This window comes from Paracoccus sp. MC1862 (assembly GCF_016617715.1).
Lineage (GTDB): Bacteria > Pseudomonadota > Alphaproteobacteria > Rhodobacterales > Rhodobacteraceae > Paracoccus.
Map to the genome: position 1 here is coordinate 2,203,176 of NZ_CP067225.1, position 23,549 is coordinate 2,226,724.

The 23,549-nt window shown below is 69.5% G+C and carries 25 protein-coding genes; 16 read left to right on the plus strand and 9 right to left on the minus strand.

Annotation, left to right across the window (positions count from 1 at the left end):
* Positions 1–9: 9 nt before the first annotated feature.
* The 6 genes from JGR78_RS10850 to JGR78_RS10875 all read left to right on the plus strand — a co-directional run bounded on the left by JGR78_RS10850 (position 10) and on the right by JGR78_RS10875 (position 7,256).
* The gene (locus JGR78_RS10850) at positions 10–3,180 is read left to right on the plus strand and encodes a helicase-related protein (protein ID WP_182804960.1); all 3,171 of its coding nucleotides are present in this window, start codon (positions 10–12) and stop codon (positions 3,178–3,180) included.
* A 99-nt stretch (positions 3,181–3,279) separates the two neighbouring features.
* Complete coding sequence (locus JGR78_RS10855) at positions 3,280–4,659, plus strand: YcjX family protein (RefSeq protein ID WP_182804962.1); 1,380 nt, start codon at positions 3,280–3,282, stop codon at positions 4,657–4,659.
* Positions 4,660–4,707: 48 nt separating this feature from the next.
* The gene (locus JGR78_RS10860) at positions 4,708–5,904 is read left to right on the plus strand and encodes a YcjF family protein (RefSeq protein WP_182804964.1); all 1,197 of its coding nucleotides are present in this window, start codon (positions 4,708–4,710) and stop codon (positions 5,902–5,904) included.
* A 46-nt stretch (positions 5,905–5,950) separates the two neighbouring features.
* Positions 5,951–6,571, plus strand: a complete 621-nt coding sequence (gene pgsA / locus JGR78_RS10865) for a CDP-diacylglycerol--glycerol-3-phosphate 3-phosphatidyltransferase (RefSeq protein WP_182790796.1) — start codon at positions 5,951–5,953, stop codon at positions 6,569–6,571.
* A 2-nt stretch (positions 6,572–6,573) separates the two neighbouring features.
* Positions 6,574–6,819, plus strand: coding sequence for a molybdopterin converting factor subunit 1 (gene moaD, locus JGR78_RS10870; protein WP_182804994.1), 246 nt, complete (start codon positions 6,574–6,576; stop codon positions 6,817–6,819).
* Entirely contained in the window at positions 6,819–7,256 is a 438-nt protein-coding gene (locus tag JGR78_RS10875; protein WP_182790797.1) for a molybdenum cofactor biosynthesis protein MoaE, read from the plus strand. Before moaD ends, JGR78_RS10875 begins: the two co-directional genes overlap by 1 nt.
* Here the strand turns inward: JGR78_RS10875 and JGR78_RS10880 are convergent.
* The gene (locus JGR78_RS10880) at positions 7,253–7,555 is read right to left on the minus strand and encodes a YciI family protein (protein ID WP_182790798.1); all 303 of its coding nucleotides are present in this window, start codon (positions 7,553–7,555) and stop codon (positions 7,253–7,255) included. The two genes, JGR78_RS10875 and JGR78_RS10880, sit on opposite strands and share 4 nt — an antisense overlap.
* A 127-nt stretch (positions 7,556–7,682) precedes the next feature.
* On the opposite strand from JGR78_RS10880, the gene JGR78_RS10885 reads away from it, so the two are divergent.
* On the plus strand, positions 7,683–8,642 hold the full coding sequence (locus tag JGR78_RS10885; RefSeq protein ID WP_182790799.1) for an acetyl-CoA carboxylase carboxyltransferase subunit alpha: 960 nt from the start codon (positions 7,683–7,685) through the stop codon (positions 8,640–8,642).
* Positions 8,643–9,214: 572 nt separating this feature from the next.
* Here the strand turns inward: JGR78_RS10885 and fliP are convergent.
* The 4 genes from fliP to fliF all read right to left on the minus strand — a co-directional run bounded on the left by fliP (position 9,215) and on the right by fliF (position 12,870).
* The gene (gene fliP, locus JGR78_RS10890; protein ID WP_234450723.1) at positions 9,215–9,913 is read right to left on the minus strand and encodes a flagellar type III secretion system pore protein FliP; all 699 of its coding nucleotides are present in this window, start codon (positions 9,911–9,913) and stop codon (positions 9,215–9,217) included.
* A 587-nt stretch (positions 9,914–10,500) separates the two neighbouring features.
* Positions 10,501–10,749 (minus strand): FliM/FliN family flagellar motor C-terminal domain-containing protein, encoded by a 249-nt coding sequence (locus JGR78_RS10895; protein ID WP_182790801.1) that lies wholly within the window; start codon positions 10,747–10,749, stop codon positions 10,501–10,503.
* 1 nt (position 10,750) lies between these two features.
* The gene (locus JGR78_RS10900) at positions 10,751–11,311 is read right to left on the minus strand and encodes a hypothetical protein (protein WP_182790802.1); all 561 of its coding nucleotides are present in this window, start codon (positions 11,309–11,311) and stop codon (positions 10,751–10,753) included.
* Positions 11,308–12,870, minus strand: coding sequence for a flagellar basal-body MS-ring/collar protein FliF (gene fliF / locus JGR78_RS10905; RefSeq protein WP_182804968.1), 1,563 nt, complete (start codon positions 12,868–12,870; stop codon positions 11,308–11,310). The genes JGR78_RS10900 and fliF overlap by 4 nt, the downstream gene beginning before the upstream one ends.
* 115 nt (positions 12,871–12,985) lie before the next feature.
* Here fliF and JGR78_RS10910 point away from each other — a divergent pair, with 115 nt between their 5' ends.
* The 9 genes from JGR78_RS10910 to JGR78_RS10950 all read left to right on the plus strand — a co-directional run bounded on the left by JGR78_RS10910 (position 12,986) and on the right by JGR78_RS10950 (position 20,031).
* Positions 12,986–13,465: a flagellar basal body-associated FliL family protein gene (locus tag JGR78_RS10910; RefSeq protein ID WP_182790804.1), complete on the plus strand. Its 480-nt coding sequence runs from the start codon at positions 12,986–12,988 to the stop codon at positions 13,463–13,465.
* 8 nt (positions 13,466–13,473) lie between these two features.
* On the plus strand, positions 13,474–13,800 hold the full coding sequence (locus JGR78_RS10915) for a hypothetical protein (protein ID WP_234450724.1): 327 nt from the start codon (positions 13,474–13,476) through the stop codon (positions 13,798–13,800).
* The gene (locus JGR78_RS10920) at positions 13,793–14,332 is read left to right on the plus strand and encodes a MotE family protein (protein WP_182790806.1); all 540 of its coding nucleotides are present in this window, start codon (positions 13,793–13,795) and stop codon (positions 14,330–14,332) included. The genes JGR78_RS10915 and JGR78_RS10920 overlap by 8 nt, the downstream gene beginning before the upstream one ends.
* A gap of 5 nt (positions 14,333–14,337) precedes the next feature.
* A complete protein-coding gene (gene motA / locus JGR78_RS10925; RefSeq protein ID WP_182804970.1) occupies positions 14,338–15,204 on the plus strand; it encodes a flagellar motor stator protein MotA in 867 nt (288 codons plus the stop codon).
* Positions 15,204–15,458 carry a hypothetical protein gene (locus JGR78_RS10930; RefSeq protein WP_182804973.1) on the plus strand — a complete coding sequence of 85 codons (255 nt, stop codon included), beginning with the start codon at positions 15,204–15,206 and terminating at the stop codon, positions 15,456–15,458. The genes motA and JGR78_RS10930 overlap by 1 nt, the downstream gene beginning before the upstream one ends.
* Positions 15,455–17,533: a flagellar biosynthesis protein FlhA gene (locus JGR78_RS10935; protein ID WP_182804975.1), complete on the plus strand. Its 2,079-nt coding sequence runs from the start codon at positions 15,455–15,457 to the stop codon at positions 17,531–17,533. Before JGR78_RS10930 ends, JGR78_RS10935 begins: the two co-directional genes overlap by 4 nt.
* A complete protein-coding gene (locus tag JGR78_RS10940) occupies positions 17,533–18,270 on the plus strand; it encodes a flagellar biosynthetic protein FliR (RefSeq protein ID WP_182790810.1) in 738 nt (245 codons plus the stop codon). The genes JGR78_RS10935 and JGR78_RS10940 overlap by 1 nt, the downstream gene beginning before the upstream one ends.
* A complete protein-coding gene (flhB, locus tag JGR78_RS10945; protein WP_182804977.1) occupies positions 18,267–19,361 on the plus strand; it encodes a flagellar type III secretion system protein FlhB in 1,095 nt (364 codons plus the stop codon). The genes JGR78_RS10940 and flhB overlap by 4 nt, the downstream gene beginning before the upstream one ends.
* A 289-nt stretch (positions 19,362–19,650) precedes the next feature.
* Positions 19,651–20,031, plus strand: coding sequence for a hypothetical protein (locus JGR78_RS10950; protein WP_182804979.1), 381 nt, complete (start codon positions 19,651–19,653; stop codon positions 20,029–20,031).
* A gap of 904 nt (positions 20,032–20,935) precedes the next feature.
* Here the strand turns inward: JGR78_RS10950 and JGR78_RS10955 are convergent.
* From JGR78_RS10955 to JGR78_RS10970, 4 genes are all read right to left on the minus strand, one after another.
* Positions 20,936–21,340 (minus strand): GNAT family N-acetyltransferase, encoded by a 405-nt coding sequence (locus JGR78_RS10955; RefSeq protein WP_182790813.1) that lies wholly within the window; start codon positions 21,338–21,340, stop codon positions 20,936–20,938.
* A complete protein-coding gene (tsaB, locus tag JGR78_RS10960) occupies positions 21,337–22,338 on the minus strand; it encodes a tRNA (adenosine(37)-N6)-threonylcarbamoyltransferase complex dimerization subunit type 1 TsaB (protein ID WP_182804981.1) in 1,002 nt (333 codons plus the stop codon). Before tsaB ends, JGR78_RS10955 begins: the two co-directional genes overlap by 4 nt.
* Positions 22,331–22,894, minus strand: coding sequence for a NifU family protein (locus JGR78_RS10965; RefSeq protein ID WP_182790815.1), 564 nt, complete (start codon positions 22,892–22,894; stop codon positions 22,331–22,333). Before JGR78_RS10965 ends, tsaB begins: the two co-directional genes overlap by 8 nt.
* 69 nt (positions 22,895–22,963) lie before the next feature.
* Positions 22,964–23,419 (minus strand): universal stress protein, encoded by a 456-nt coding sequence (locus JGR78_RS10970; RefSeq protein WP_182804983.1) that lies wholly within the window; start codon positions 23,417–23,419, stop codon positions 22,964–22,966.
* Between the last annotated feature and the right edge of the window lie 130 nt (positions 23,420–23,549).

Sequence of the window (23,549 nt, forward strand, 5' to 3'; positions counted from 1 at the left end):
AAAGCCATCATGCCCAGATCCCCAAAGACCGGCCGCGCGGACGGCCGCCTTGGAAACGCCGAATGCGCTGCAGCCCTTGCCGAGCAGCTGCCGCAGGGCGACATCATCTTCGCCGCCGAAACGGAAACCGATGCCCTCGCCGTCGCCCGCGCGCTGGCCGTCGCCGCGCCTGACGCGCAGGTGATCCTGCTGCCAGAAAGCGACGCGCTGCCGGGGGACAGCTCGCCCGCCTCGCCCGCCAATATCGGCCTGCGCAACGCGGGGCTGTCGCGGCTGCGCGGCCACGAGGGCGGGCCCGCCGCCCTGATCACGACGGCAGACGCTTTGGCGCTGTCCTGGCCGGCGCCGTCCGAGGTTCCCGCCGAACTGCTGAGGGTGACGGTGGGCACCGCCATCGACCTGCCTTCCTTGCGCGATTCCATCCTGGCCTTGGGCTATGCCGAGGACGACCGCGTGGACGAGCCGGGCGAGACTGCCTTGCGCGGTCAGGTGCTGGATGTCTTCCCCGCGCAATCGGAAAATCCGGTGCGGATCGAGGTCGCCGAGGGCAAGGTCGCCTGGATCAGTCTTTACGATCTCGTCGATCAGAGAACGCTGTCCGAAGTCGACTCCTGCGCCATTGCGCCCGCGATCGAGCCGCCCCTGGGCGACGCACGCTGCGCCCTGCCCGACCACCTGCCCGGCGCGCGGCTGGTGCTTTCGCCGGCCGCCGACAAGCGCCGCCGCAACGTGCTGAAGCTGGCCGCCGAGATCGGCGGTGCGGCAGCCCTGCGCCGCGTGCTGCCCGACGACGCCTGGGCCGCTTCCATTGAGGGCGGCGAGACCTTGGACCTGGACCGCGCGGGCGACCCAGCCCCGCGCTTCGTCGAAAGCCGCGCGCCCGAACGCGCCTTCACCCGCGCCGCCCACGCCGCCTTCGATGCGGGCGAGCGGCTGGTCCTGTTGGGCAGCGAGCGCGACCTGCGCTTCCTGTCCCGCCGCGCGGCGAGGCTTCTGGAACGCACGATCCGCGCCGCCGATTCGTGGGAGGAGGTCATACAGGCCGATCCGGGCAGCCTGCTTTCCCTTCCCATGCCCGCAGAGCGCGGCTTCCGGCGTCAGGGCGTACTGGCCGTCGCCGCCGCCGACCTGCTGGGCAGCCGCGCCCTGCGCGAGGATGCCGTCGCCACGGGCCAGACGCTGCTGGACCAGGTCGGCATCCGCATCGGCGACGTGGTGGTGCATGAGGACCACGGCATCGGCGTGGTCGCGGGCATCGAGCCCCTGCCCGACCTGGGCGAGGGCGACCCCGGCGAGGCGATCCGCCTGACCTATGCGGCGGACGGCGTGCGGCTGGTCCCGGTCCTTCAGGCGCACCGCATCTGGCGCTATGGGGCCGAGCCCGAGGCGGTGACGCTCGACCGGCTGGACGGGTCGAGCTGGCGCAAGCGCAAGGACGAGGTCGAGGCTGCGGTGGCGGAAACCGCGAAAGGACTTGCCGAACTGGCCGAGGCGCGCAAGGGGCAGCAGGCCCCGGTGCTGGAAGGCGAGCCGGCGGATTACGAACGCTTCGCCGCGGGCTTCGCCTTCACGGAAACGCCCGACCAGGCCCGCGCGATCGACGCGGTGCGCGACGACCTTGCCTCGGGTAAGCCGATGGACCGGCTGGTGATCGGCGACGTGGGCTATGGCAAGACCGAGGTCGCGCTGCGCGCCGCCGCCGTCGCGGTGCTGGAAGGCCGGCAGGTGGCCGTCGCCGCCCCGACGACCGTGCTGGCCCGCCAGCATGTCGAGACGTTCGGGCGCCGCTTCGCCCCTTTGGGCAAAAGGGTCGGCGCCCTGCATCGCCTGTCCACCGCCGCCGAGAAGAAAGCGGTGAAGGAAGGGTTGGCGGACGGCTCCATCGACATCGTGATCGGGACAGGCGCGGTCGCGGGCAAGGGGGTGGCCTACAAGGACCTCGGCCTCGTCATCATCGACGAGGAGCAGCGCTTCGGCACCGCCGACAAGCAGAAGCTGCGCGACCTGTCCGCAGGCCATGTCCTGACCCTGACCGCGACGCCCATCCCGCGCACGCTGCAATCGGCGCTGGTGGGCCTGCAGCAGCTGTCGGTCATCGCCACGCCGCCCGCGCGGCGTCAGCCGATCCGCACCTCCGTCGCGCCCTTCGACGCGGCCAGCCTGCGCGCGGCCCTGCTGCGCGAACGCGCCCGGCGCGGGCAAAGCTTCGTCGTCGTCCCCCGGATCGAGGACATGGAGCTGATGGCCGCCGAGTTGCGCGAGCTTCTGCCCGGCTTCGAGATCCTGCAGGCCCATGGCAAGCTGCCCGCGGCCGAGATCGACGAGGCCATGATCCGCTTTTCCCGCGGCGAAGGCGACGTGCTTCTGGCCACCAACATCATCGAGGCGGGGCTGGACGTGCCGCAGGCCAACACCATGGTCGTCTGCAAGGCCGACCGCTTCGGCCTGTCGCAACTGCACCAGTTGCGCGGCCGTGTAGGGCGCGGCAACCAGCGCGCCCACATGCTGATCTTCACCGAGGCCGGCAAGACGATCCCGGACCTGAGGCTCAAGCGGCTGCGGACACTGGAAACGCTGAACCGGCTGGGCGCGGGCTTCGAGATCAGCGCCCGCGACCTCGACCTGCGCGGGGCGGGCGACCTGCTGGGCGAGGAACAGGCGGGCCACATGAAGCTGATCGGGATCGAGCTTTACCAGCAGCTTCTGGCCGACGCCCTGTCGGCGCGGGGCGGCGCAGACCAGCGATGGATTCCCAACCTGCAACCGGGCCTGCAGGGGCGGCTGCCGGAAAACTGGATCGCCGACCCGGATACGCGGCTGGAAATCTATATGCGCCTTGCCCGCATGGATTCCTCGGAAGCCGTGGACCTGCTGGAAGCGGAACTCGAGGACCGCTTCGGCGATATCCCTCCCGAGGCCCGCACCCTCCTGCAGATCGTCCGCCTGCGCGAGGCCGCCCATGCGGCAGGCATTGCCCGCGTCGTCGCCGGTCCGGCGGGCATCGTCCTTTACCCGCGCGAAGGAGTGGCGCCGGACGCGGAAGGCCTTGAGCGCCAGGAGGACTGCCTCGTTCTGCGCGAGGCGATCGAGGACCCGCGCGAAAGGCTCGACCGCACCGCCGAGCTGCTGGCCGCGATCGTGGAAAGCAGCGAGGATATGGAACCGGCGCAGGCCGCCTGAAGGGGCGCCGCCTTCGCCCCTGCCTGAACCCAACGCCCGCTCTGGTCGTTGAGACGGCGACTGCCTATCTGACAGGCCGTTGATTCCACGGGGGACCGCATGGCCTTGTCCGACACCACTGGCAGCCTGATGCGCGGGCTGGGGCTGGCCGATCCGGTCATCCGGTTGGGCGTCACGGGTCTCAGCCGGGCGGGGAAGACCGTTTTCATCACCTCGCTGGTGGCGAACCTGCTGGACCGGGGCCGGATGCCGGGCCTGCGTGCCGCGGCTGACGGCACCATCCGCGCCGCCTGGCTGCAGCCGCAGCCCGACGACACGGTGCCGCGCTTCGACTACGAACGCCACCTTGCGGCGCTGACCGGCCCCGATCCGCATTGGCCCGAGGGCACCCGCGCTGTCAGCCAGTTGCGCCTGTCGCTGCGGGTCCAGCCGCGCGGGCTGCTGTCGGGCCTTCGGGGGATGCAGAATATCCATCTGGATATCGTGGATTATCCGGGCGAGTGGCTTCTGGACCTGCGCCTGATGGAGCGCAGCTTCGCCCAGTGGTCGGCCGAAACGCTCGACCGGATGCAGGGCCGTCCCGGCGCCGAGGATTACCGCGCCGAGCTTGCGGGCATCGACGCGCAGGCGCGCTTTGCCGAGCCCTTGGCCCAGCGGCTGGCTGCCGCCTACACGACCCATCTCGCCGCCGCCCGCGACGCAGGCTTTTCCGACACCACGCCGGGCCGCTTCCTGCTGCCGGGGGAAATGGAGGGCTCGCCCGCCCTGACCTTCGCCCCCCTGCCCGAGACGCTGGCGTCCTCGCCGCTCTACAAGGAATTCCGCCGCCGCTTCGACGCCTACAAGTCGCGCGTGGTGAAGCCCTTCTTCCGCGACCATTTTGCCCGCATCGACCGGCAGGTGGTGCTGGTGGATGTGCTCGGCGCGATCCACGCCGGCCCCCGCGCCGTCGAGGACACCCGCCGCGCCATGGCCGACATCCTCTCGGCCTTCCGCCCCGGTCGCATCGGCTGGCTGTCGCAATTGCTGGGCACGCGTCGGGTCGAACGCATCCTCTTCGCCGCGACCAAGGCCGACCACCTGCACCATCTGCAGCACGCGCGGCTGTCGAACATCCTGACCGCGATGCTGCGCGAGGCGCGCGACCGCGCCGACTTCCAGGGTGCCCGTACCGATTCGCTGGCCATCGCCGCCCTTCGCACCACGACCGAGGAGATCATCCGCCAGGACGGCCAGGACCTGCCCGCCGTCCGCGGCACCCTGATGGACGGCCGCAAGGCCGCCTTCTACCCCGGTGAGCTGCCCGACAACCCCGCCGATCTCCTTCGCCCTGCCGCCGAGGGGGCGCATCGCTGGCTTGACGCCGACTATGCCGTGATGAACTTCGCCCCCGCCCCGGACACGCTCCGCCCCGGCGACGGCCCGCCCCATATCCGGCTGGACCGCGCCGCCGAATTTCTGATCGGAGACCGGCTGTGAGCTTCTTTCTGGCCCGGATACCCATGCCGACCCTGCGGAGGCAGCACCATGGCTGACGCCCCGCAGCCCCCGCGCCGTGGCCCGGTTCTGATCGAATACGGTCCCGCGGCATCATCCGCCCCCAACGAACCCGCGCCCCGCCCTGAGCGGACCGAACCGGCCCCGGACCCCGGTCCCGCCCTCGCGTCGCCCAGAGAGTCCCCCGCCTCCGCCCGGCGCGAGCCGCCCCGCGATGCCCGTGCCCCTCGCCTCAAGGACGCTCCTCCCGACCCCTCGCCTGCCGATGCGCCGCCCATCGACGACGGGCTGACCGTTCCCCTGCCCCGCCCGCGCACGATGGAACTGGTGACGCGGATCGTCGGCCGCCGGCCTTCCCGCGTGACAGGCTTCTTCCTGAACACGCTTGCGGCGCTGCTGACATTCCTTCTGTCCATGGCGGCGCTGGAGTTCTTCGACAACCTGATGGCCCGCTCGCCGGTGCTGGGCTGGATCGGCGTGGGCCTGTTTGCCGCCTTCACGCTGGCGACGCTGGCCTTGGCAATCCGCGAATACGCCGCCTGGGCGCGGCTGGGCCGCATCGACGAGATCCACCGCGATTCAGGCCGGGCACTTGCCGCCCGCGACTTGGCAGAGGCGCAGAAGGTGCTGGACAAGCTCGATGCGCTTTATGCCCGCCGCCCCGAAATGGCGCGGGCGCGGCAGAACGTTACCCGCCGCCGCAACGACAGCTTCGACGCCGAGGTGCTGCTGGCGATGGCCGAAGCCGAACTGCTGTCCCCTCTCGACCAGCTTGCCCGGCGCGAGATCGAGGCCGCCTCGCGCACTGTCGCCGCCGCGACCGCGCTGATCCCGCTGGCGCTGGCCGATGTGCTGACGGCGCTGGCCGCGAACCTGCGGATGATCCGGCGCATGGCCGAGATCTATGGCGGCCGCGCAGGCGCCGTGGGCGGCTGGCGGCTCGCCCGCACCGTCGTCACCCACCTGATCGCCACCGGCGCGGTCGCGGCGGGCGACGACCTCATCCACACGGTCGCGGGCGGCGGCATCCTTGCCAAGCTCAGCCGCCGCTTCGGCGAGGGTGTCGTCAACGGCGCGCTGACTGCCCGCGTCGGCATCGCCGCGATGGAGGTCTGCCGCCCCCTGCCCTTCATCCAGGCGCGCAGGCCCAAGGTCGGCAACCTCATGGCCCGCGGCCTCAAGGGGCTGTTCGGCGAGGACTCGGCGGACGGGAAAACGAAGAAGTGACCGCAGGCTCTTCCGCCCGCCTCGGCAAGCCACTAGCCTGCGCGCCATGAGATGGAACCTGCCCAACCTGCTGACGCTGATGCGGCTGCTCGCGGCTCCGGCCGTGCCGCTGATGTTCCTGTTCCTCAGCCGGCCCTTCGCCGATTTCGCGGCGCTGGCGCTGTTCGTCCTGGCGGCGCTGACGGACTGGATCGACGGCCATCTCGCCCGAAGCTGGCAGCAGGAAAGCCGCTTCGGCGCGGCCATGGACCCGATCGCGGACAAGGCCATGGTGGTGATCGCGCTGGTGGTCATCACCGGCTATTCCGGCATGAACCCCTGGCTGATCCTGCCCGCGACCGTGATCCTCTTCCGCGAGGTCTTCGTCGCCGGCCTGCGCGAGTTCCTGGGGGCGGACGCCGGCCGGCTGAAGGTCACGCCCCTTGCCAAGTGGAAGACCACAGCCCAGATGATCGCCATTGCCGTCATGTTCCTGGGAACGGGCATCGACTATTATGAAAGAGGCCTGTCCCCACGGGTAGGCGTAGGGCGGGTCTGGCGCGGCGACTGGTCCGACTTGGCGACGCATCTGGGGCTGGTCCTGATGTGGATCGCCGCGATCCTGACCGCGATCACCGGCTGGGACTATTTCCAGAAGGCCCGGCCCTGGCTGAGGGATGTGCGATGACGCTGGATGTCCTTTACTTCGCTTGGCTGCGCGAGCGCATCGGGGCGCCGCGCGAGCGGGTGGAAACCTCGGCCGCCACCGTGCGCGAGCTGGTGGCGGAACTGATCGCCCGCGGCGACCGCCACGCGGCGGCGCTGTCCGACCTCGGCGCCGTGCGGGTCGCGGTGGACCAGACGCTGACCAATCTGGACGCGCCCTTGGGCAATGCGCGCGAGGTCGCCTTCTTCCCGCCGATGACGGGCGGCTGATGCGCGTCCTCCTCCAGGCGGAGCCCTTCGACGCCGCCGCCCTGACGGACGGCTTCGGCGCGGGTGCGGGCGCGGTCGTGACCTTCACCGGCCTCGTGCGCGCCGACAACGGATTGACGGCGCTGGAAATCGAGCATTACCCCGGCATGACCGAGCGCGCCCTGTCCGACCACGCGCAGGCGGCCGCAGACCGCTTCGCCCTGACCGACGTTCTGGTCGTCCACCGCCATGGCCGCATCCACATTGGCGAGCCGATCATGATGGTCGCCACCGCCGCCCCTCACCGGCGCGCGGCCTTCGACGCCGCCGATTTCCTGATGGACTGGCTGAAATCCCGCGCTCCCTTCTGGAAGCGCGAGATCGGCCCGGACGGCTCACGCGGCTGGGTCGCCGCGAAGGACGAGGACGAGGCCGCTCTGGATCGCTGGCAGGTCTAGATCCCCGGCAGGATCAGACCGCCCATCTGCATCCCCGCATAGCGGAAGCCCAAACCGGCGGCGATCGCCGGATCGTCCTCGGCCAGCTTCAGGGCAACCGCCTCGCTTTCGGCCCGGATGATGGCAAGGCCCCAGACGCCGGCCGGGTCCAGCACCGGCCCGACCGCGACCGCCTGCCCTGCGTCCGCCCGCTCCTGCCACCAGGCGGCATGGCGCGTCATCGCCTGCTCCTCGGCGGCGGTTGCGGCGTTGGGGAAATCGGGACGGGGCGGATGCAGGCGCGGAAGGATCGCGGGCATGGGCACCTCGGGCTGCTTTCCAAGGACGCGCCTGACACGCCCTGCTGGCAAGCGCGGGAAGGCCGCGCTTCGTTGCAATTTGCGGGCCTGCCCCGCATATAGGCGGCGATCAGCGAAAGGCCCGCGCATGACCTATCTCGAGTTCGAAAAGCCGCTATCCGACCTGGAAGGCAAGGCCGAGGAGCTGAGGGCGCTCGCGCGCAAGGGCGAAGGCGTCGATCTGGAGAAAGAGGCGGCAGCGCTGGACCGCAAGGCGCAGGACCTGCTGCGCGAACTTTACCGCAGCCTCGATCCCTGGCGGAAGACGCTGGTCGCGCGCCATCCCGACCGGCCGCATTGCATCGACTACATCGAGGCGCTGTTGACCGAATGGACGCCGCTGGCGGGCGACCGCACCTTTGGCGACGACCATGCGGTGATGGGGGGCCTGGCACGATTCCGCGATCAGGCGGTGGTGGTGATCGGGCACGAGAAGGGCAACGACACCCGCTCGCGCATCCACCGCAACTTCGGCATGGCCCGGCCCGAGGGCTATCGCAAGGCGATCCGGCTGATGGACATGGCCGACCGCTTCCGCCTGCCGGTCATCACGCTGGTGGACACCCCCGGCGCCTATCCCGGCAAGGGCGCCGAGGAACGCGGGCAGTCCGAGGCCATCGCGCGTTCGACCGAGAAATGCCTGCAGATCGGCGTGCCGCTGGTTTCCGTGGTGATCGGCGAGGGCGGCTCGGGCGGCGCGGTGGCGTTCGCCACGGCGGACCGGGTGGCGATGCTGGAACATTCCATCTATTCGGTAATCTCGCCCGAGGGCTGCGCCTCGATCCTGTGGAAGGACGCCGACAAGATGCGCGAGGCGGCCGAGGCGCTGAAGCTGACCGCGCAGGACCTCAAGAAGCTGGGCGTGATTGACGCCGTCATCCCGGAACCCTTGGGCGGCGCCCAGCGCGAACCCGACGAGACGATCCGTTCCGTCGGCGACGAGATCGCCCGCCTGCTGCGCGACCTGCAGGGCAAGTCGCCCGCCGACCTGATCCGCGACCGCCGGCAGAAATTCCTCGACATGGGATCGCGGGGTCTGGCGGCCTGAGCCGCAAGGTCCCGGCCCGGGGACTGCGCCTGCAACTGCGACAGTGGCGACGACGTCGGCGGCACACCAGGACCGGGGCGGGATGTCCAGTGCCCGCTGCAAAAGGCCATCGGACCAGAACAAACGCGGGCGTCCTGTGGCTGCATCCCTGCAACAGCGGCCGACGCTTCCCCGGCGGCGTCGAGCGAACGGCAGGGGCACATATGATCCAGCCGGATGACGAGGCTTTTCCGATTTTCCTCGCGGATGCGGCTACCCCCACAGGAAAGTCACCTTCTACCGTAGCCGCTTGTCGGGCCGTTTCGCGCGTCTGGCGGATAGCGAACTGCGTTCCCCAGCCATGCACGGGCCTCCTTGCTCGCCTGAGCCATTATCCTTTAACCGCCGCCGATCCCCTGAGTACCCTGCTTCGCGGGCAGGCGGCGTTCCCGATCCACCCTTGAGATCCGGATTCCCTGACATCCTGCGCCCCGGCAGCTGCCAACGACCTGCCGGGCGCACTCGCGCGGCCTTTTTCCGCCCCGGATGCCCTTTTTGAAGGCGCAAGTCGGCTCGTGCCTTCGGGAAAACGCTTATCCTCCCTGATAGCCCCGGACCAGCGCCGCCGCAATCAGGCTCCAGCCGTCCACGGCCACGAAAAACGCCAGCTTGAAGGGCAGCGCCACGACCGTGGGCGGCACCATCATCATGCCCATCGACATAAGGATCGCCGACACCACCAGGTCGATGATCAGAAAGGGCAGCGAGACAAGGAAGCCGATCGCAAAGGCGCGCTGAATCTCGGTCAGCATGAAGGACGGCACCAGCAGCGACAGCGGCGCCACCTGCGGGTCAAACGCCTCGGGCAAGGGCGGGGCGCCTTCGGGTTGCGGCGCGACCTCGGCAAGCGCGGCCATGGTGTCGGGGTCGATGCGGTCCGACATGAAGCGGCGGAACGGCTCGATCCCGCGCTCGAAGGCGGTGTCGAGCGTGATCTCGCCCCGCTGCAGGGGCGCCCCGGCGGCGGTCCAGGCATCCCGCAGCACGGGGTCCATGACATACCAGCTGAGAAAGATGGCGAGGCTGACGATCAGCATGTTGGGCGGCGACTGCTGCAGCCCGATCGCCTGCCGCATGATCGACAGCACCGTGACGATGAAGGGAAAGCAGGTCACCATGATCGCGATGCCGGGTGCGAGCGACAACAGCGTGAGTCCGAGGACAAGGATCACCGCGTTCTGCCCGACCCCGCTTGCGGCACCGGCGGCAAGGTCCGACAGGCCCTGCGCCATCACCGCGCCGGGAAGGACTGCAAGCCCGAGAGCTCCGACAAAGGGCCGAACGCGCGCGGATAAACCGCGACGACGTGGCTGCACCGGCCGCGTGGATTGCAGCCGATCCACCATGTCCGAGCCTCGACGCGGACGCCCGGCAACGCTGCCCGACCCGGAGGCCACCGGAACAGGCGCGCACGGACGACGAGGGGCGGCAGCATCCCCCGGTGTCGGGAGGTTCCCGTGCGCCGCTCCACAGCAGCGAAGGACATTGCATGTCTTGCCTGCCTGCAAATCCGGATCGCGCCCGCATGGCTGTCGGCACAAGCGAAAGAGCATTGCCTCGGGCCGAAGGACAGGGCGAGGGGCCGGCACTCGCCAGCCACAGCCCGCAAGCGAAGGGCAGAGGTGTCCGGTTCCCGGACCGCTCGACTGTGGCAGAGAGTGGCGGCGGGCGGAGAGCGGCAGATGGACGATGGCAGGACGCAGCGCCCGGAGTTGCCCGCCAAGGCGCCGCCATGCCGGGTGCGCGCGACATTCCCGCCCTGCGCTCGGCCGGTCTGCGGCAGGCCGAGCGCGGCCGATGCCCGGACCAGGCCCTCGCCTCATGCCGCCGGACCCAGGATGCGGACGGCCAGGCGGCCCTCGCCGCCATGTTCGACCAACTCGCCACGCGCGACCACCTTCTCGCCGATGCAGATCTCGACGCCATCCGCCGTGTCCTGTTCAAGCGGCAGCACGTCGTCGGCCTGCAGTCGCGCCAGATCGGCCACCGACAGCCGGGTGCGGCCGATGCGGATGGCGATCTCGATCTGGATCTGCTCGGTCGGGATCAGGCTGTGTTCGGGTTCCATCTCACTCCACCTCCGTCACTTCGTTGACGAGCTTGCGCAGCTCGGCGGCAATCTGCGCCATGTCCCAGGCGATGCGGCCGCCCAGCAGTTCAACCTCGGCGGTTCCTTCAGGCGCCGTGGGGTCGATCTCGATCCCCGCCGCCCCCGTCGCGGAAAGGCAGGCGGCCGCGAAAGCCGCAAGATCGGGACCGCAGCGGATGCGGGCAGTCAGGGACGGAACGGCCGAGGAAAGCTTCAGCATCTCCTCCAGCAGCGCGCCCTGCAGCCGGGCGCGCGCGACGGCCGGGACGACTGCGTCCAGCAGTGCCTCGATCAGCGGCGCGATCCTTCTCACGTCGCTTGCGCCGGCCGCGCCGCGCGCCGCCTGCTCGGCGTCAAGCCGCCGGGAAAGACCATCAACTGCGTCACACAGCGCAGCCACCTGCCGGGCCTCGGTCAGCCCTCGGCCCTCGTCCAGCCCGCGTGCAAAGGCAGCGTCCAGATCGGTTTGCGCAAAGACGGCGGGCAAAGGCTCGACCGGCTCGCGGTCGAAACGCTCGAGTTGCAGCACCGCGCCCATCATGTCTCTTCCTTCTGGGCGATCCAGCCGGACAGGATGCGGACGCTTTCCTCGCGCCGCTCGCGCATCAGTTCGCGCAGGCGTGCCACAGGATCGGCAAGGGCCGCAGGCGGCATCACGTCAAGATCGGCGGATACCGGGACAAGGGCCGGCACGGCTTCGGCCGCCAGTGCCGCAGATGCAGGGGGCAGGATCTCGCCCGAGGCCGCGCCCGAGTTGTCCAGTTGCGCTTGCACCGCCCGCGACCGCAGGATCGGCCGCATCACCACCATCGCGACCGCCAGCGCGAAGAACCCGATCAGGGCCAGCCGTGCGAGATCGTTCAGCGCCAGCCGCGAAATGATGCCGCCCGGCTCGGCCAGCGTGCCGTCTGTTCCCATGACCGAGAAGGGCAGCGACTTGACGGTGATGACGTCGCCCCGTTCCTCGTCAAAGCCCACCGCCGAGGCCACGAGTTCGCGCAGCGCCTCAAGCTCGACCTCGCTGCGGGGCAGGATGGCTTCGCTCCCGTCGGCCACGCGCTGTGGCGTGCCGTTCACCAGCACCGCCACCGTCAGCCGCCGGGTGGCGCCGGGCTCGCGCAGGATCTCGCGCGTGACCCGACTCACCTCATAGTTCTGCCGCTGCCGCGTCTCCGAGCTTGTAGAGCGGCTCTGCTCGCCCTGCGCGCCCGTGCCTTCCGGCAGGTTCGACGAGGCCGTGACCGCCCCCTGTTCGCTGTTGGTGGACTGGTCGGTGGTCTCCTCGTTCTCCTGCGAGACAAGGGCGCGGCCGTTCGGATCGAAGGTCTGTTCCGAAAGCTGCTCGGTCTCGGTCACGAGGTCGAGATTCAATTCCACGATGGCGTTTCCGGGGCCGACATGCGGTTCGAGGATGCGTTCCACGTTGCGCTTCATCTCGGCGGCACGGTCGGCGGCGACGGTTTCCTCTCCGGTCGAGACGATGCCTCGGGCACTGTCGATGACCTTCACCCGCTCGGGGTCAAGCCCCGGCACCGCCGAGGACAGCAGAAACTGCAAGGATCGCGCCTGCTTGGCGTCCAAGCTGCCTACGCCCATCGTCACCGTCACCGAGGCCGCTCCGCCCGCGTCGCGGCGATAGCCGCGCGTGGCGGGGGCCGCGATATGGACCCGCGCCGCCTTGACGCCGGGCACGGTCAGGATCGTGCGGGCCAGCTCACCTTCCTTCGCCCGCCAGTAGGCGGCGTCGAACATCTGCGAGGTCGTGCCGAAGCCCGACATTCCGTCCAGAATCTCGTAGCCCGCCCCGCCTGCCGAGGGCAGCCCCATCCCCGCCAGCACCAAGCGCACCCGGTCGCGTTCGCCCGCATCAACCCAGATCGCGTCGCCCCGGATCTCGGACGGCACCCCGGTCTTGTCGAGTTCCGCCATCACCTCGCCCGCCCGCGCCGGGTCGAGGCCGGAATAAAGCAGCGCCATCGGCGTCCGGTTGGCCAGCAAGGCGAAGGCCCCGACGGCAAGGAAGGTCAGCAGGAACGCCGCCGCGATCAGCTGCTTCTGGCTGCTGCTGCGTTCGCCCCAGTATTCGGCAAGCTTCTGCATCCCGCGATACCCTTTCGAATCGTTCTCGGTCCGACGGCAATCGTCATGGCATGGCGGCCATTAAGAATCGGTTAGCCCATGGCTGTTAATCCGGTCCCACAGGACGGAGAATCAGATGACCGACATCAGCGCATCGCCCGAGACCCCGGCCAGGCCGCTGTTGCGCCGGCTGCTGCCGTTGGCGCTGCCGATGCTGGCGCTCGCGGCCGGACTGGGGACGACACTCACCGGCCTCTGGTCGCCGCTATCGCTGCTGGGACCTGCCGAGCCTGCGACCGAAGCCGCATCCGCCGCCCCTGCGGCCACCTTCCTCGACGTGCCGCGGATCGTGCTGACCATCCCCGGCGAGCGCACGCAGACGCTGGCGCTGTCGGTCATCATCGAGGTCGAGCCGACCGGGCTGGATCAGGCGCGGCTGCTGATGCCGCGCATCTTGGACAGCTATAACGGCTTCCTGTCGCAGATCGACGCCAGTGCCTTCAGCCGCCGCGGCATCCTGGAAATCGTGCGCGGCGAACTCGCCACCCGCACCGGCTTCATCCTGGGCGAGGCCGCGGTCCGCGACCTTCTCATCACCGAGTTCCGCATCCAATGACGATTCCCATGATCCTTCAGGCCGCGCTGGTCATGGCCGCGCTGGCGGTGGCGGGCTACTGCCACCTGCTCGCGCGGCGGCTGCGCAAGCTCAACGACCTCGAAACCGGCCTCGGCGGCGCCATCGCCGTGATGGCGGCTGAGATCGCCCGGCTGGAAGCGGCACTGGCGGCGGCGCAGGTGGGGGCGACCACCGCCTCGGACGGGCTCGCGCGCGAGATCGAGAAGGCCAGGTCCGAACGCGCCTACTGGGCGCTGCAGCAGCAGTTCATGCCGCCGCTGGCGCCGCGCCGACCTGTCCGGCGCCGCCGCATGAAGGAGGCCGAGGATGCCTGATCGCCTGTTCTGGATGGGCGGCGCGGTCGCCCTTGTCGCCGGCCTCGCCATCGCGCAAGGGGACCGGCTCGCCCGCGCGCTTTCCGCCGAGGCGGCCGCTACGCCGCTGCTCGACGGCTGCACCGACGTGCCCGAGGCGGTGGCGCTGGCTGAAACGCTGCGGTTGCGGGGGATCGCGGTGGACCGGGCGCTTGCCGATCTGGAACGCCGCAAGCGGGAACTGGCGGCGGCCGAGGCACAGATCACCACGCGCCTGGCCGCGCTGAAGAAGGCCAAGGGCGCGCTGGGCAATGCGCGCGCCGGGCAGGAGGCAGGCCGGACCGAAGGGATCGAGCGGCTGATCGCCGTCTATGACGCGATGAAGCCCGCCGAGGCGGCGACGATCCTCGCGGCCCTCCCCCCCGATTTCGCGGCCGAGATCCTGACGCGCGTCCAGCCCGACGCCGGCGCGCGCATCATCGCCCAGATCGACCCCGGCCATGCCGCGATCCTGACCGCCCACATGGGCGCCCCCCGCCCGACCGGAGACTGAAGCCCATGTTCGGCATCATCGGCATTGTCCTGACCTTCGCCATGGTCTTCGGCGGCTATATCCTCGCCGGCGGCAAGATGGCGGTCATCACCCATTCGCTGCCCTTCGAGATGATGATGATCGGCGGCGCGGCGGTGGGGTCGTACCTGCTGTCGAACGATAGCGCCGTCCTCAAGCACACGGTCCCCGGCATCATCCGCGCCTTCAAGGGGGCGCGCTGGCACGAAGCGGACAACACGCAAATGCTGTGCCTGCTGTTCCAACTGCTGAAGATCGCCCGCGCCAACCCGGTCGAACTGGAACAGCACATCGAGGCGCCCGAGGACTCCCCGATCTTCCAGGCCTATCCGAACATCCTGAAGGACGAGGATGCCGTCTCGCTGATCGCCGACACGATGCGTTCGGCCAGCCTCAACTACGACGACCCCTACCAGGTCGAGGACATGCTGACGCGGCGGCTCAACCTGATGAAGGAAGAGGCGATGCATGTCCCCCACGCGCTGCAGAACATGGCCGACGCCCTGCCCGCGCTGGGGATCGTCGCGGCGGTGCTGGGGGTCATCAAGACCATGTCCTCGATCGACCAGCCGCCCGAGGTGCTGGGGGGCATGATCGGCGGCGCGCTGGTCGGCACCTTCCTCGGCGTGTTCCTCGCCTACGGGCTGGTCGCGCCTTTGGCGCAGCGGCTGGCGGCGGTGATGAAGCAGGACCTCGCCTTCTACGAGGTCATCAAGTCGGTCCTGATCGCGGGCCTGCACCAGCATGCCACCAACCTTTGCGTCGAGGTCGGCCGCCAGGCCGCGCCAGAGCATCTGCGCCCCAGCTTCACCGAGGTCGAGACCGCCCTGCGCGAGATGAGGAAGGCGGCGTGATGCTGGTGGCCCTTGCCCTTGCCGCCGCCCAAGCGCTCAGCCCCGCCGCGAGCGCCTTCATCGACGACGCCACCGGACGGCTGCTGGCCGGAGAGGAGCTTGCGCCGGACTTCCCCGTCCATCTGCAGGCCCTGCCGCCAGACCAGCGGCTGCTGGTCATCGTCCATCTGCGCCGGGCGGGATTTCTGGCCGACGTGGTGATGCCGGTGGACTGGGTCATCGCCCCCGCAGGCCCGGCCGGGGACAAGCCATGACCGCGGTCGCGCCGGCAAGCGAGAGCCTGTCGGCCTCGGCAAGGCCGCTCATCATCACTGGCGCGCTGGTGCTGGTGGTGATGTCGATGGTCATCCCTATCCCGGCCGCGCTCTTGGACGTGGGCATCGCGCTGTCAATCGCCACCTCGATGCTGATCCTCGTGATGGCGAGTGTCGTCCACAAGCCCACCGACTTCCAGGCCTTCCCGGTGATGCTGCTGATCTCGCTTCTGATCCGGCTGTCCTTGAACGTCTCCTCGACCCGGCTGATCCTGACCGAAGGCCACACCGGCCCGGATGCGGCGGGCGAGGTCATCAGCGGATTCGCGCAATTCGTCGCAGGCGGCTCGCTGATGGTCGGGATCACGGTCTTCGCCGTCATCTCGATCGTGAACTTCATGGTCATCACCAAGGGCTCGGGGCGGATGGCCGAGGTCTCCGCCCGCTTCGCGCTCGATTCGCTGCCCGGCAAGCAGCTTGCGATCGACGGCGACCTGAACTCGGGCGCGATCACCCATGACGAAGCCAAGCGCCGCCGGGCGCAGGACCAGCGGGAAATCAGCTTCTACGGCTCGCTCGACGGCGCGTCGAAGTTCGTCAAGGGCGATGCCATCGCCGGGCTGCTGATCACCGCCGTCAACTTCTTCGTGGGCCTTGGCGTCGGGCTGATCTCTCACGGGATGCCGGCGGGCGAAGCGCTGTCCACCTATTCACAACTGACCATCGGCGACGGGCTGGTGACGCAGGTTCCGGCGCTCATCACCTCGATGGCGGCGGCGCTGCTGTTGTCGCGCGGCGGCTCAACCGAGTCGACGGCGGATCTTCTATCGCAACAGATCGCGCAAGGCTGGCACGCGCCCGCGATCGCCGCCGGAGGCATGGCGGTGCTGGCCTTCGTGCCGGGGATGCCGACGCTGATCTTCCTGGCCATCGCCGGGGTGGCCGCATGGTTCGCTTGGCGCAACGCCACCCGCCCATCCGCCGCGTCAGAGGAGGCGAAGGACACGGCCCCTGCGGCGGCGGCCCGGCCGCGCATCGGCGACGTGCTGGATACCGACGAGATCTGCGTGGAAATCGGCGCCGACCTGATCGCGGCGGCGCTGGACCCGACGCGGGGCCTCAGCGGGCGCATCAACAACCTGCGCATCCACATTGCCCGCAGCTTCGGCATCATCCTGCCCGAGGTGCGGATCACCGACGCCCTCAGCAGCGCGCCGGGCGAATATGTCATCCGCATCCACGGCGTCGTGCGGGCGCGCGGGCGGCTGAACCCCCACCAGATCCTCGCTCTGGGGTCCGAGGAACTGCTGGCCCATATTCCCGGCGAACGCACGCGCGAGCCTGTCTATGACAGCCCCGCCCGCTGGATCGACCCCGCCCGCCAGGACGAGGCCGCCATTTCCGGTGCCAGCGTGGTGACGCCAATGGAGGTGCTGTCCACCCACTTGATGGAAACCGTCAAGTCGCAGATGCCGGCGCTGCTGACGCTCGGTTCGCTGCAGCGGCTGATGCAGGAACTGCGCTCGCTGTCGGATGAAACGCGGGCACAGGCCTACCAGCGCGTCTTCGACAGCATGATCCCCGACAAGGTCGCCCCCGAGCAACTGCTCGCAGTGCTGCGCCTGCTGCTCGATGACCGCATCTCGATCCGCAACCTCGCGCTGATCGTGGAAGGCATCCACGAAAGCCGCTCGCCCGACCCCGAGATCGCGGCCGAGTTCGTCCGCCGCCGCCTGCGCGGCCAGATCACCGGGGCGCTGGCCGACCCGGATGGGCAGCTTGACGTCATGCAGTTGCATCCGGGCTGGGAATCCGAGTTCCTGCGCGCCGAGTCAGAACCCGGCCGCACCGCCGGGGCGATCACGCCGCCGCTGATCCAGCGCCTGACGGAAAAGCTGCGCCTTCCCGCATCCGGCCTGCCGCCCGAGGCGCAGCCTGCGCTGGTCGTCCCTGACCACCGCCGCCGGTTGATCCGCGCGATGGCGAAGAGCGCGGGGCTGTCCTGGCCGGTTCTCGGCATCGACGAGGTCGATCCGCAGGCCCGCATCCGGCTGGTCGGCACGATCGAGCCGTGATGCCTGACCTCCTTCTCTGGCTGACGCCGCTTCTGCTGGTCTATGCCCGCATCCAGGCTTGCCTGCTGGCGATGCCGGGCATCGGAGAACGGTTCCTGCCGATTCGGGTCCGGGTCGCCGCGGCGATGGCACTGACGCCGCTTTACGCCGGCGCCGCCCGGCCCATGCCGCCGCCTGCGCCCCTGCAACTCGCGGCGCTCATGGCCGCCGAGATCGTGTCGGGGCTGGTTCTGGGCCTGATGGTCCGGGTGGTGGCGATGGCACTGGACGTGGCCTCGACGGCGCTGGCCCAAAGCGCCTCGATGTCGGCGCTGCTGGGGATCTCGGACGACATGCCGCCGCATCCGGTCGGCAACCTCATGCACATGGCGGGGCTGGCGGTCCTGATGGCCATGGGCCTGCCGGTGATGATCTGCCAGGTTCTGACTGACAGCTTCGCGGTGAAGCCGCCGGGACTCTGGCCCGAGATCGGGGCGCTCTGGCCCGCGTTCCCGATGCTGGTTGTCCACAGCTTCACGCTGGCGCTGCTGCTCGCCTCGCCCTTCATCCTCGGCGGCCTGCTGTTCCAGTTGCTCTCGGGCGTGGTTGCCCGCGTGATGCCCGCGATGCCGGTGGTCTTCGTGGCCGCCCCTGCCGCGATCCTGCTGGCGCTTGCGGCGCTGGCGCTGCTGATGCCGGGCCTGCTGTCGATCTGGGCCGGGGACGTGCTGTCGCTTGAACTGCCGGACCTGCGATGAGCGGTGACGAGGACAAGGACGACCGCCAGCACGAGCCGAGCGAGCAGAAGCTTCGCCGCGCGCGCGAAAAGGGCGACATTCCGCGCTCGGCCGAGGCGACGACCGCGCTGGCCTATCTGGGCTTTCTTGGCGCCTTCATTCTGGCCGGTGCGACCGTCATCCCCGCATGGCTCGGCCTGGCCCAGCGGACCCTGGGTGGGGAACCCCTGCCCGAAAGTGCCGACGCCCTGGCCCGGTCACTGGGGCTTCTGTCTGTCGCCGCCGTTCTCGGCACGGTGCTGGTCCCGGCGGCGCTGGTCCTGGCGGGGCTGGTGATCCAGCGCGGGCTGGTCTTCACGCCCTTGCGGCTGGCCCCCGATCTCAAGCGCGTGGACCCATTCAGGAATGCGGCCCAGAAGTTCGGCAGGAACGGGCTTGTGACCTTTGCAATTTCGCTTGCCAAGCTGGGCGGCGTCGCCGCAGGGGGCGCGCTGCTGTTTGCCACGCTGGGCGAGACGATCGCGCAGGCCGCCCGCATGGGCGCGACCGCCTGGACCCAGGCGTTGCCGATCCTGATCCGGCAGGTGCTGATCCTGGCGCTGGCGGTGGCGCTGGTCTTCGCGGGCGTCGACCTTCTGTGGAAGCATTTCGATTTTCGCCGCCGCAACCGGATGACCCGGAAAGAGGTCGAGGACGAGCACAAGGACAGCGAGGGCGACCCCCATCTCAAGGCGGCGCGGCGGCAGAAGGCAGTCGATCTCGCGCTCGGCTCGATGCTGGCGGATGTTGAGCGGGCGGATGTGGTGATCGTGAACCCCACCCATTATGCGGTCGCGCTGGAATGGAAACGGGGCAGCGGCCGGGCGCCTGTCTGTCTTGCCAAGGGCGTGGACGAAGTCGCCGCCCGCATCCGCCAGCGTGCCCGCGACCACAAGGTCCCCGTCTGGTCCGATCCCCCCTGCGCGCGCGCGCTGCACGCGACGCTCGGGATCGGGGACGAGATCACCCATGTCCAGTTCGGCGCCGTCGCCGCGGCCATCCGTTTTGCCGAAGCGATGCGCGCCAAGGCGCGCCGGGGATACGAGGGCGATCTGGAAGGGGCCGCGACATGACTGGCCTTGCCGCATGGCACCGCCCTGTGCCGCGCTGCAGGCACAACGCCGCGCCCATGCGGGCCTCGCGGATCACTGACGGCATTTCGTCAGCACCGGCCCTGTCTTTGTTCCCTACGGTGCAGGGCATGGAGCAGGTCCGGGTCCGTGCCAGCCGCCCGCGCGACCCGGCGCATGGCCGGTTCCTGCCCGCACACGGCTGCTGCGGCAGCCTGACCAAAGGGTGCGGCACTGCTGGCCAGGCTGGTGCTGATGCAAGGCGATCGCCGGTGATCCGGTCGGACCCGTCATGAGCGGGAAGAGCGGACAACTCGAGGCGCTCGCGCGTCTGGCGCGCATCAAGGCGGACGCGGACCTGCGCCGCTATGCCGCCTATCGCGTTCATGCCGAGGCCATGCAGCGTCAGATCGATGCCCTTCGCACCGATCTGGCCGAGGCGATCGCTACGCCTGGTGCGGACAGGCTGGACCAGTGGCGGCTGACGACGGCGGTGGTGGCTTACCGCACCGGCCAGGCGCAACGTGCCGAGATCGCGCTGGCACGAATGAAGCCCGGTCTTGCGGCCGCTCAACGTGCCGCCACGCTCGCCTTTGGTCGCGCCGAGGCACTGTCGCGCCTGCAGCAACTGAAGGAGGATCAGGAACGCAGGAAGGCGGAGCGGAGAAATTGACGGGCTCAGGTAGTGGCAACACGGGGTCCGAGACTCGCAGCATCCCGGGAAGGCTCCCGCTGCGGATGCCTCCCTCCGCCATGCCCTGAAACCCGGTCCCGGCAGGGGCAACAACTGCCGACTGGGGAAGACCTCTGCCGCACCCGAATGACAGGGCGCACGTCCAGCACCGGCGTGTATTCCCGTCAAAGCGGGGGACTGCCATCCGGGCGGCTTCCAGACCTGATCGGACCATCTGCTGGGCGACCTTCGGGAACCATTACTGCCGACTGCAAGGGGAGGCCCGGTCCGTCAGGTGTTCGCTGACATGCCGGGTTGCATCATCGACAAGGGATCTTGCTGATGCGGCGAGTCCCGGAACCCGGTCAGGGCATCCCGGCAGAAGCCGGGTGCAGCGCAGTCATGCTCGTGATGGCAATGACAGGGTCAGGCGGCGGTCCGCCGTGACTTCTTCCAGTAGCTTGCATCGACACTCTGTCCCCCCGTCGGACAGGTCCGGTCAGGACATCGAGCAGAACTGCCGCTCATCTGTGGACCTTCGCGCAGGAGAACGCAGGAATCCTCGCATTCTTCTTCTTTTCGGCTGTTGCCCGGTCCACTTCCCGGCTCATGCGATTCATTCAGGGCCGGGGGAGTCCGCTGGACTGCATTCCCGCAGCGCCCGGCCTGCCGACCGTAACGGCTGGAGGTTCCAGACCGACAGGCATCATCGCTGTAAACGGGAAAGCACGCCCCCCATGGCGTCGCGGAATCTCGGCACTGTGCTGGTTACGCCGAACAAGCGGCGGTTCAGCGACCTCGGCCCGCTTCGTGCAGGCATTTGCCCGAGGTTTCCTGTGACACGAACGCCTGGACAGAATGGCCGACGACGGATCAGGCATGGTTGCCGGTGACGAGCAGGCCGTCAGCCTGAAAGCGCATGCCGCATGACCACCGCATCGACGCCGGGCGCATAATAGTTCCGCCGCAGGCCTGCCGGCGACCAGCCGCAGGCCCGGTAGAGCGCAAGCGCTGCGGCATTGTCGGACGCAACCTCGAGGAACGCGGCCTCTGCGCCTGCCGCGGCGCAGGCCGCTTGAAAGCGGCGGACAAGGTCGCGCCCGCGTCCGGCCCGGCGGGCGGCGGGATCGACGGCAAGCGTCAGAAGCTCGGCCTCGCCTCCTGCGATCCGGCCCAGAAGGAAGCCGCCCGCCGTCTCATGCAGCACGCAGGCGGCGGATGAGAGCAGCGCGGTGAACTCGGCTTCGGTCCAAGGTCGCGGCGTGACAAAGCAGCGTGCGTGAAGCTCGGCAAGCTCGCCGGGAGTCATCGCAGGATCACGGGCGGAGGGTCCCGGGGCGGGGCCGCATCGGCAGGGCGAAGATACAGCGGCGCCGGTCTGGGAACATGACGCTGGGCCATAGTCCCGCCGGTCGCTGCCACACGCCCGAGCGCCACCCGCGCGATGGCGACCGCGACCGGATGACGCGGCAGGCAGACAGGCGGGCCGGGCGGAAGCCGGTCCCTTCCGGAAAGCACCGGGCCATGGGGGTCGCTGCTGGGATGGGGCGTGGAAGGCGCCCTCCCGGGCTGGTCAGGCGCGACAGATCCCGCCAGCGGCGGCTCCTCACCTAGTTCCGCAGGGGCGAAGCCTGAAGCGCCATCCGGCAGGCCATCATCGCGCATCGGGGAATCACGGTGCGGGGTTCCTGATGATCGCGCCATGACTGAGTGGTGCGGCGGCAGGGCGGGCTTTTCGGAATGTCCATGGTCCGAGGCCTCGCGCATGACCTCGGCAGCCGCTTCGGAGGAGCCTGCATGATCCATGCCGCTTGAAGCCCCTGTCCGGGCACTGTCCTCGGCCCAGGCGGCACCAGCCGGCAGGCCGTCGGCCGCGACAGGCGGATCCGCCGCATCCCCTTTTGCCGGAACATTGGGGCATAGACCGAAATCCTGCCAGACCACCTCCTCCCCCCGCAGCGGCACCACGGCCCGGCAGGGGCGTGGCGCATCGCAGGCGACGGCCTCGGTCGCCGAGACGCCCACCGCGGGGATGTTCAGCGACAGCGCCAGCCCGCGCGCCGCCGCGACCGAGATGCGGATGCCGGTGAAGTTGCCCGGACCGACGCCCACCCCGATGGCATCCAGGTCGGACCAGGACAGGCCGGCTTCGGCCAGAAGCTCTTCGAGCAGCGGAAACAGGCGTTCGGCCTGGCCCTTGGTCATCGGCTCGACGCCCTGAGCCAGTACGCGGTCGCCGCAAATGACAGCGGCCGCGCAATGCGCGGCCGACGTGTCGAAGCCTAGAACCCGAAGGCCGTCAGGCAACGGGGCGAACCTCGGTGACCTCGGGGATGTAATGGCGCAGGAGGTTCTCGATCCCCATCTTCAGCGTCAGGGTCGAGGACGGGCAGCCCGCGCAGGCCCCCTGCATGTGCAGGTAGACCACGCCACGGTCGAAGCCGTGGAAGGTGATGTCGCCGCCGTCCTGCGCCACGGCAGGGCGCACGCGGGTGTCCAGCAGTTCCTTGATCTGGCCCACGATCTCGGCGTCGGGGCCGTCATGGGCGGCATGGCCGCCCGAGGCCGCAACCTGGGACTGCGCCAGCACGGCGTCGCCCGACTGGTAATGGTCCATGATCGCGCCCAGGATCGAGGGCTTGATCTGGTCCCAGATCGCCGCGTCGGACTTGGTGACGGTCACGAAATCCGAGCCCAGGAAGACGCCGGCAACGCCCGGCACCGCGAAGATGCGCTGCGCCAGCGGGCTTGCCGCCGCACGACCCGCGTCGGGGAAGTCTGCGGTGCCGCTGCCCAGCACGGTTTCGCCGGGCAGGAACTTCAGCGTGGCGGGGTTCGGGGTGGTTTCGGTCTGAATGAACATCGGGTGCTCCTCGGTCCCGTCCGATATGGTCCCGGGACCGGCCAAGTCAAGGCCGGGGGGACCGACGGCTCAGGTGATCTGCTCCAGCCGCTCGCGCGAGATGTCGCCGGGCACGATGGTCAGCGGACAGGGCAGCGAGGCCATCTCACGCATCAGCCGCGTGACCAGCGGCCCCGGCCCGCTGCCGCCCGCGGCGGCGGCCAGCACGACAATGGCGATCGCGGCGTCGTCGCTGATCTGGGCGATCAGTTCGGCCCCGGGATCGCCCTCGCGGACCACCAGTTCCGGCTCGACCCCCGGGCGGTCGCGCATCCACTTGGCGAAGACCTCGAACTGCGCCTCGATCCGCTCGCGCGCTTCGGCCCGCATGACATCGGCCACCCCGAAGCCGTGCTGGATTTCCTCGGCGGGGATCACCGACAGCACCTGCACCGCGCCCCCGGTGTTCGCAGCCCTCAGCGCGGCATAGCGGATCGCATTCAGGCATTCCTTGCTGTCATCCAGCACGACCAGAAACTTTCTCATCGCCCGTTCCTTCGGTAGCTCGGCCAGATTCCGCCGAACCAGAGTCGCAAAACTGCATCAGCTTCTCAACCCCCCAGGAAAAGGGCGGGCGCTGCACTTGCATCGGACCCCCACTATGCTAACGCCGGGA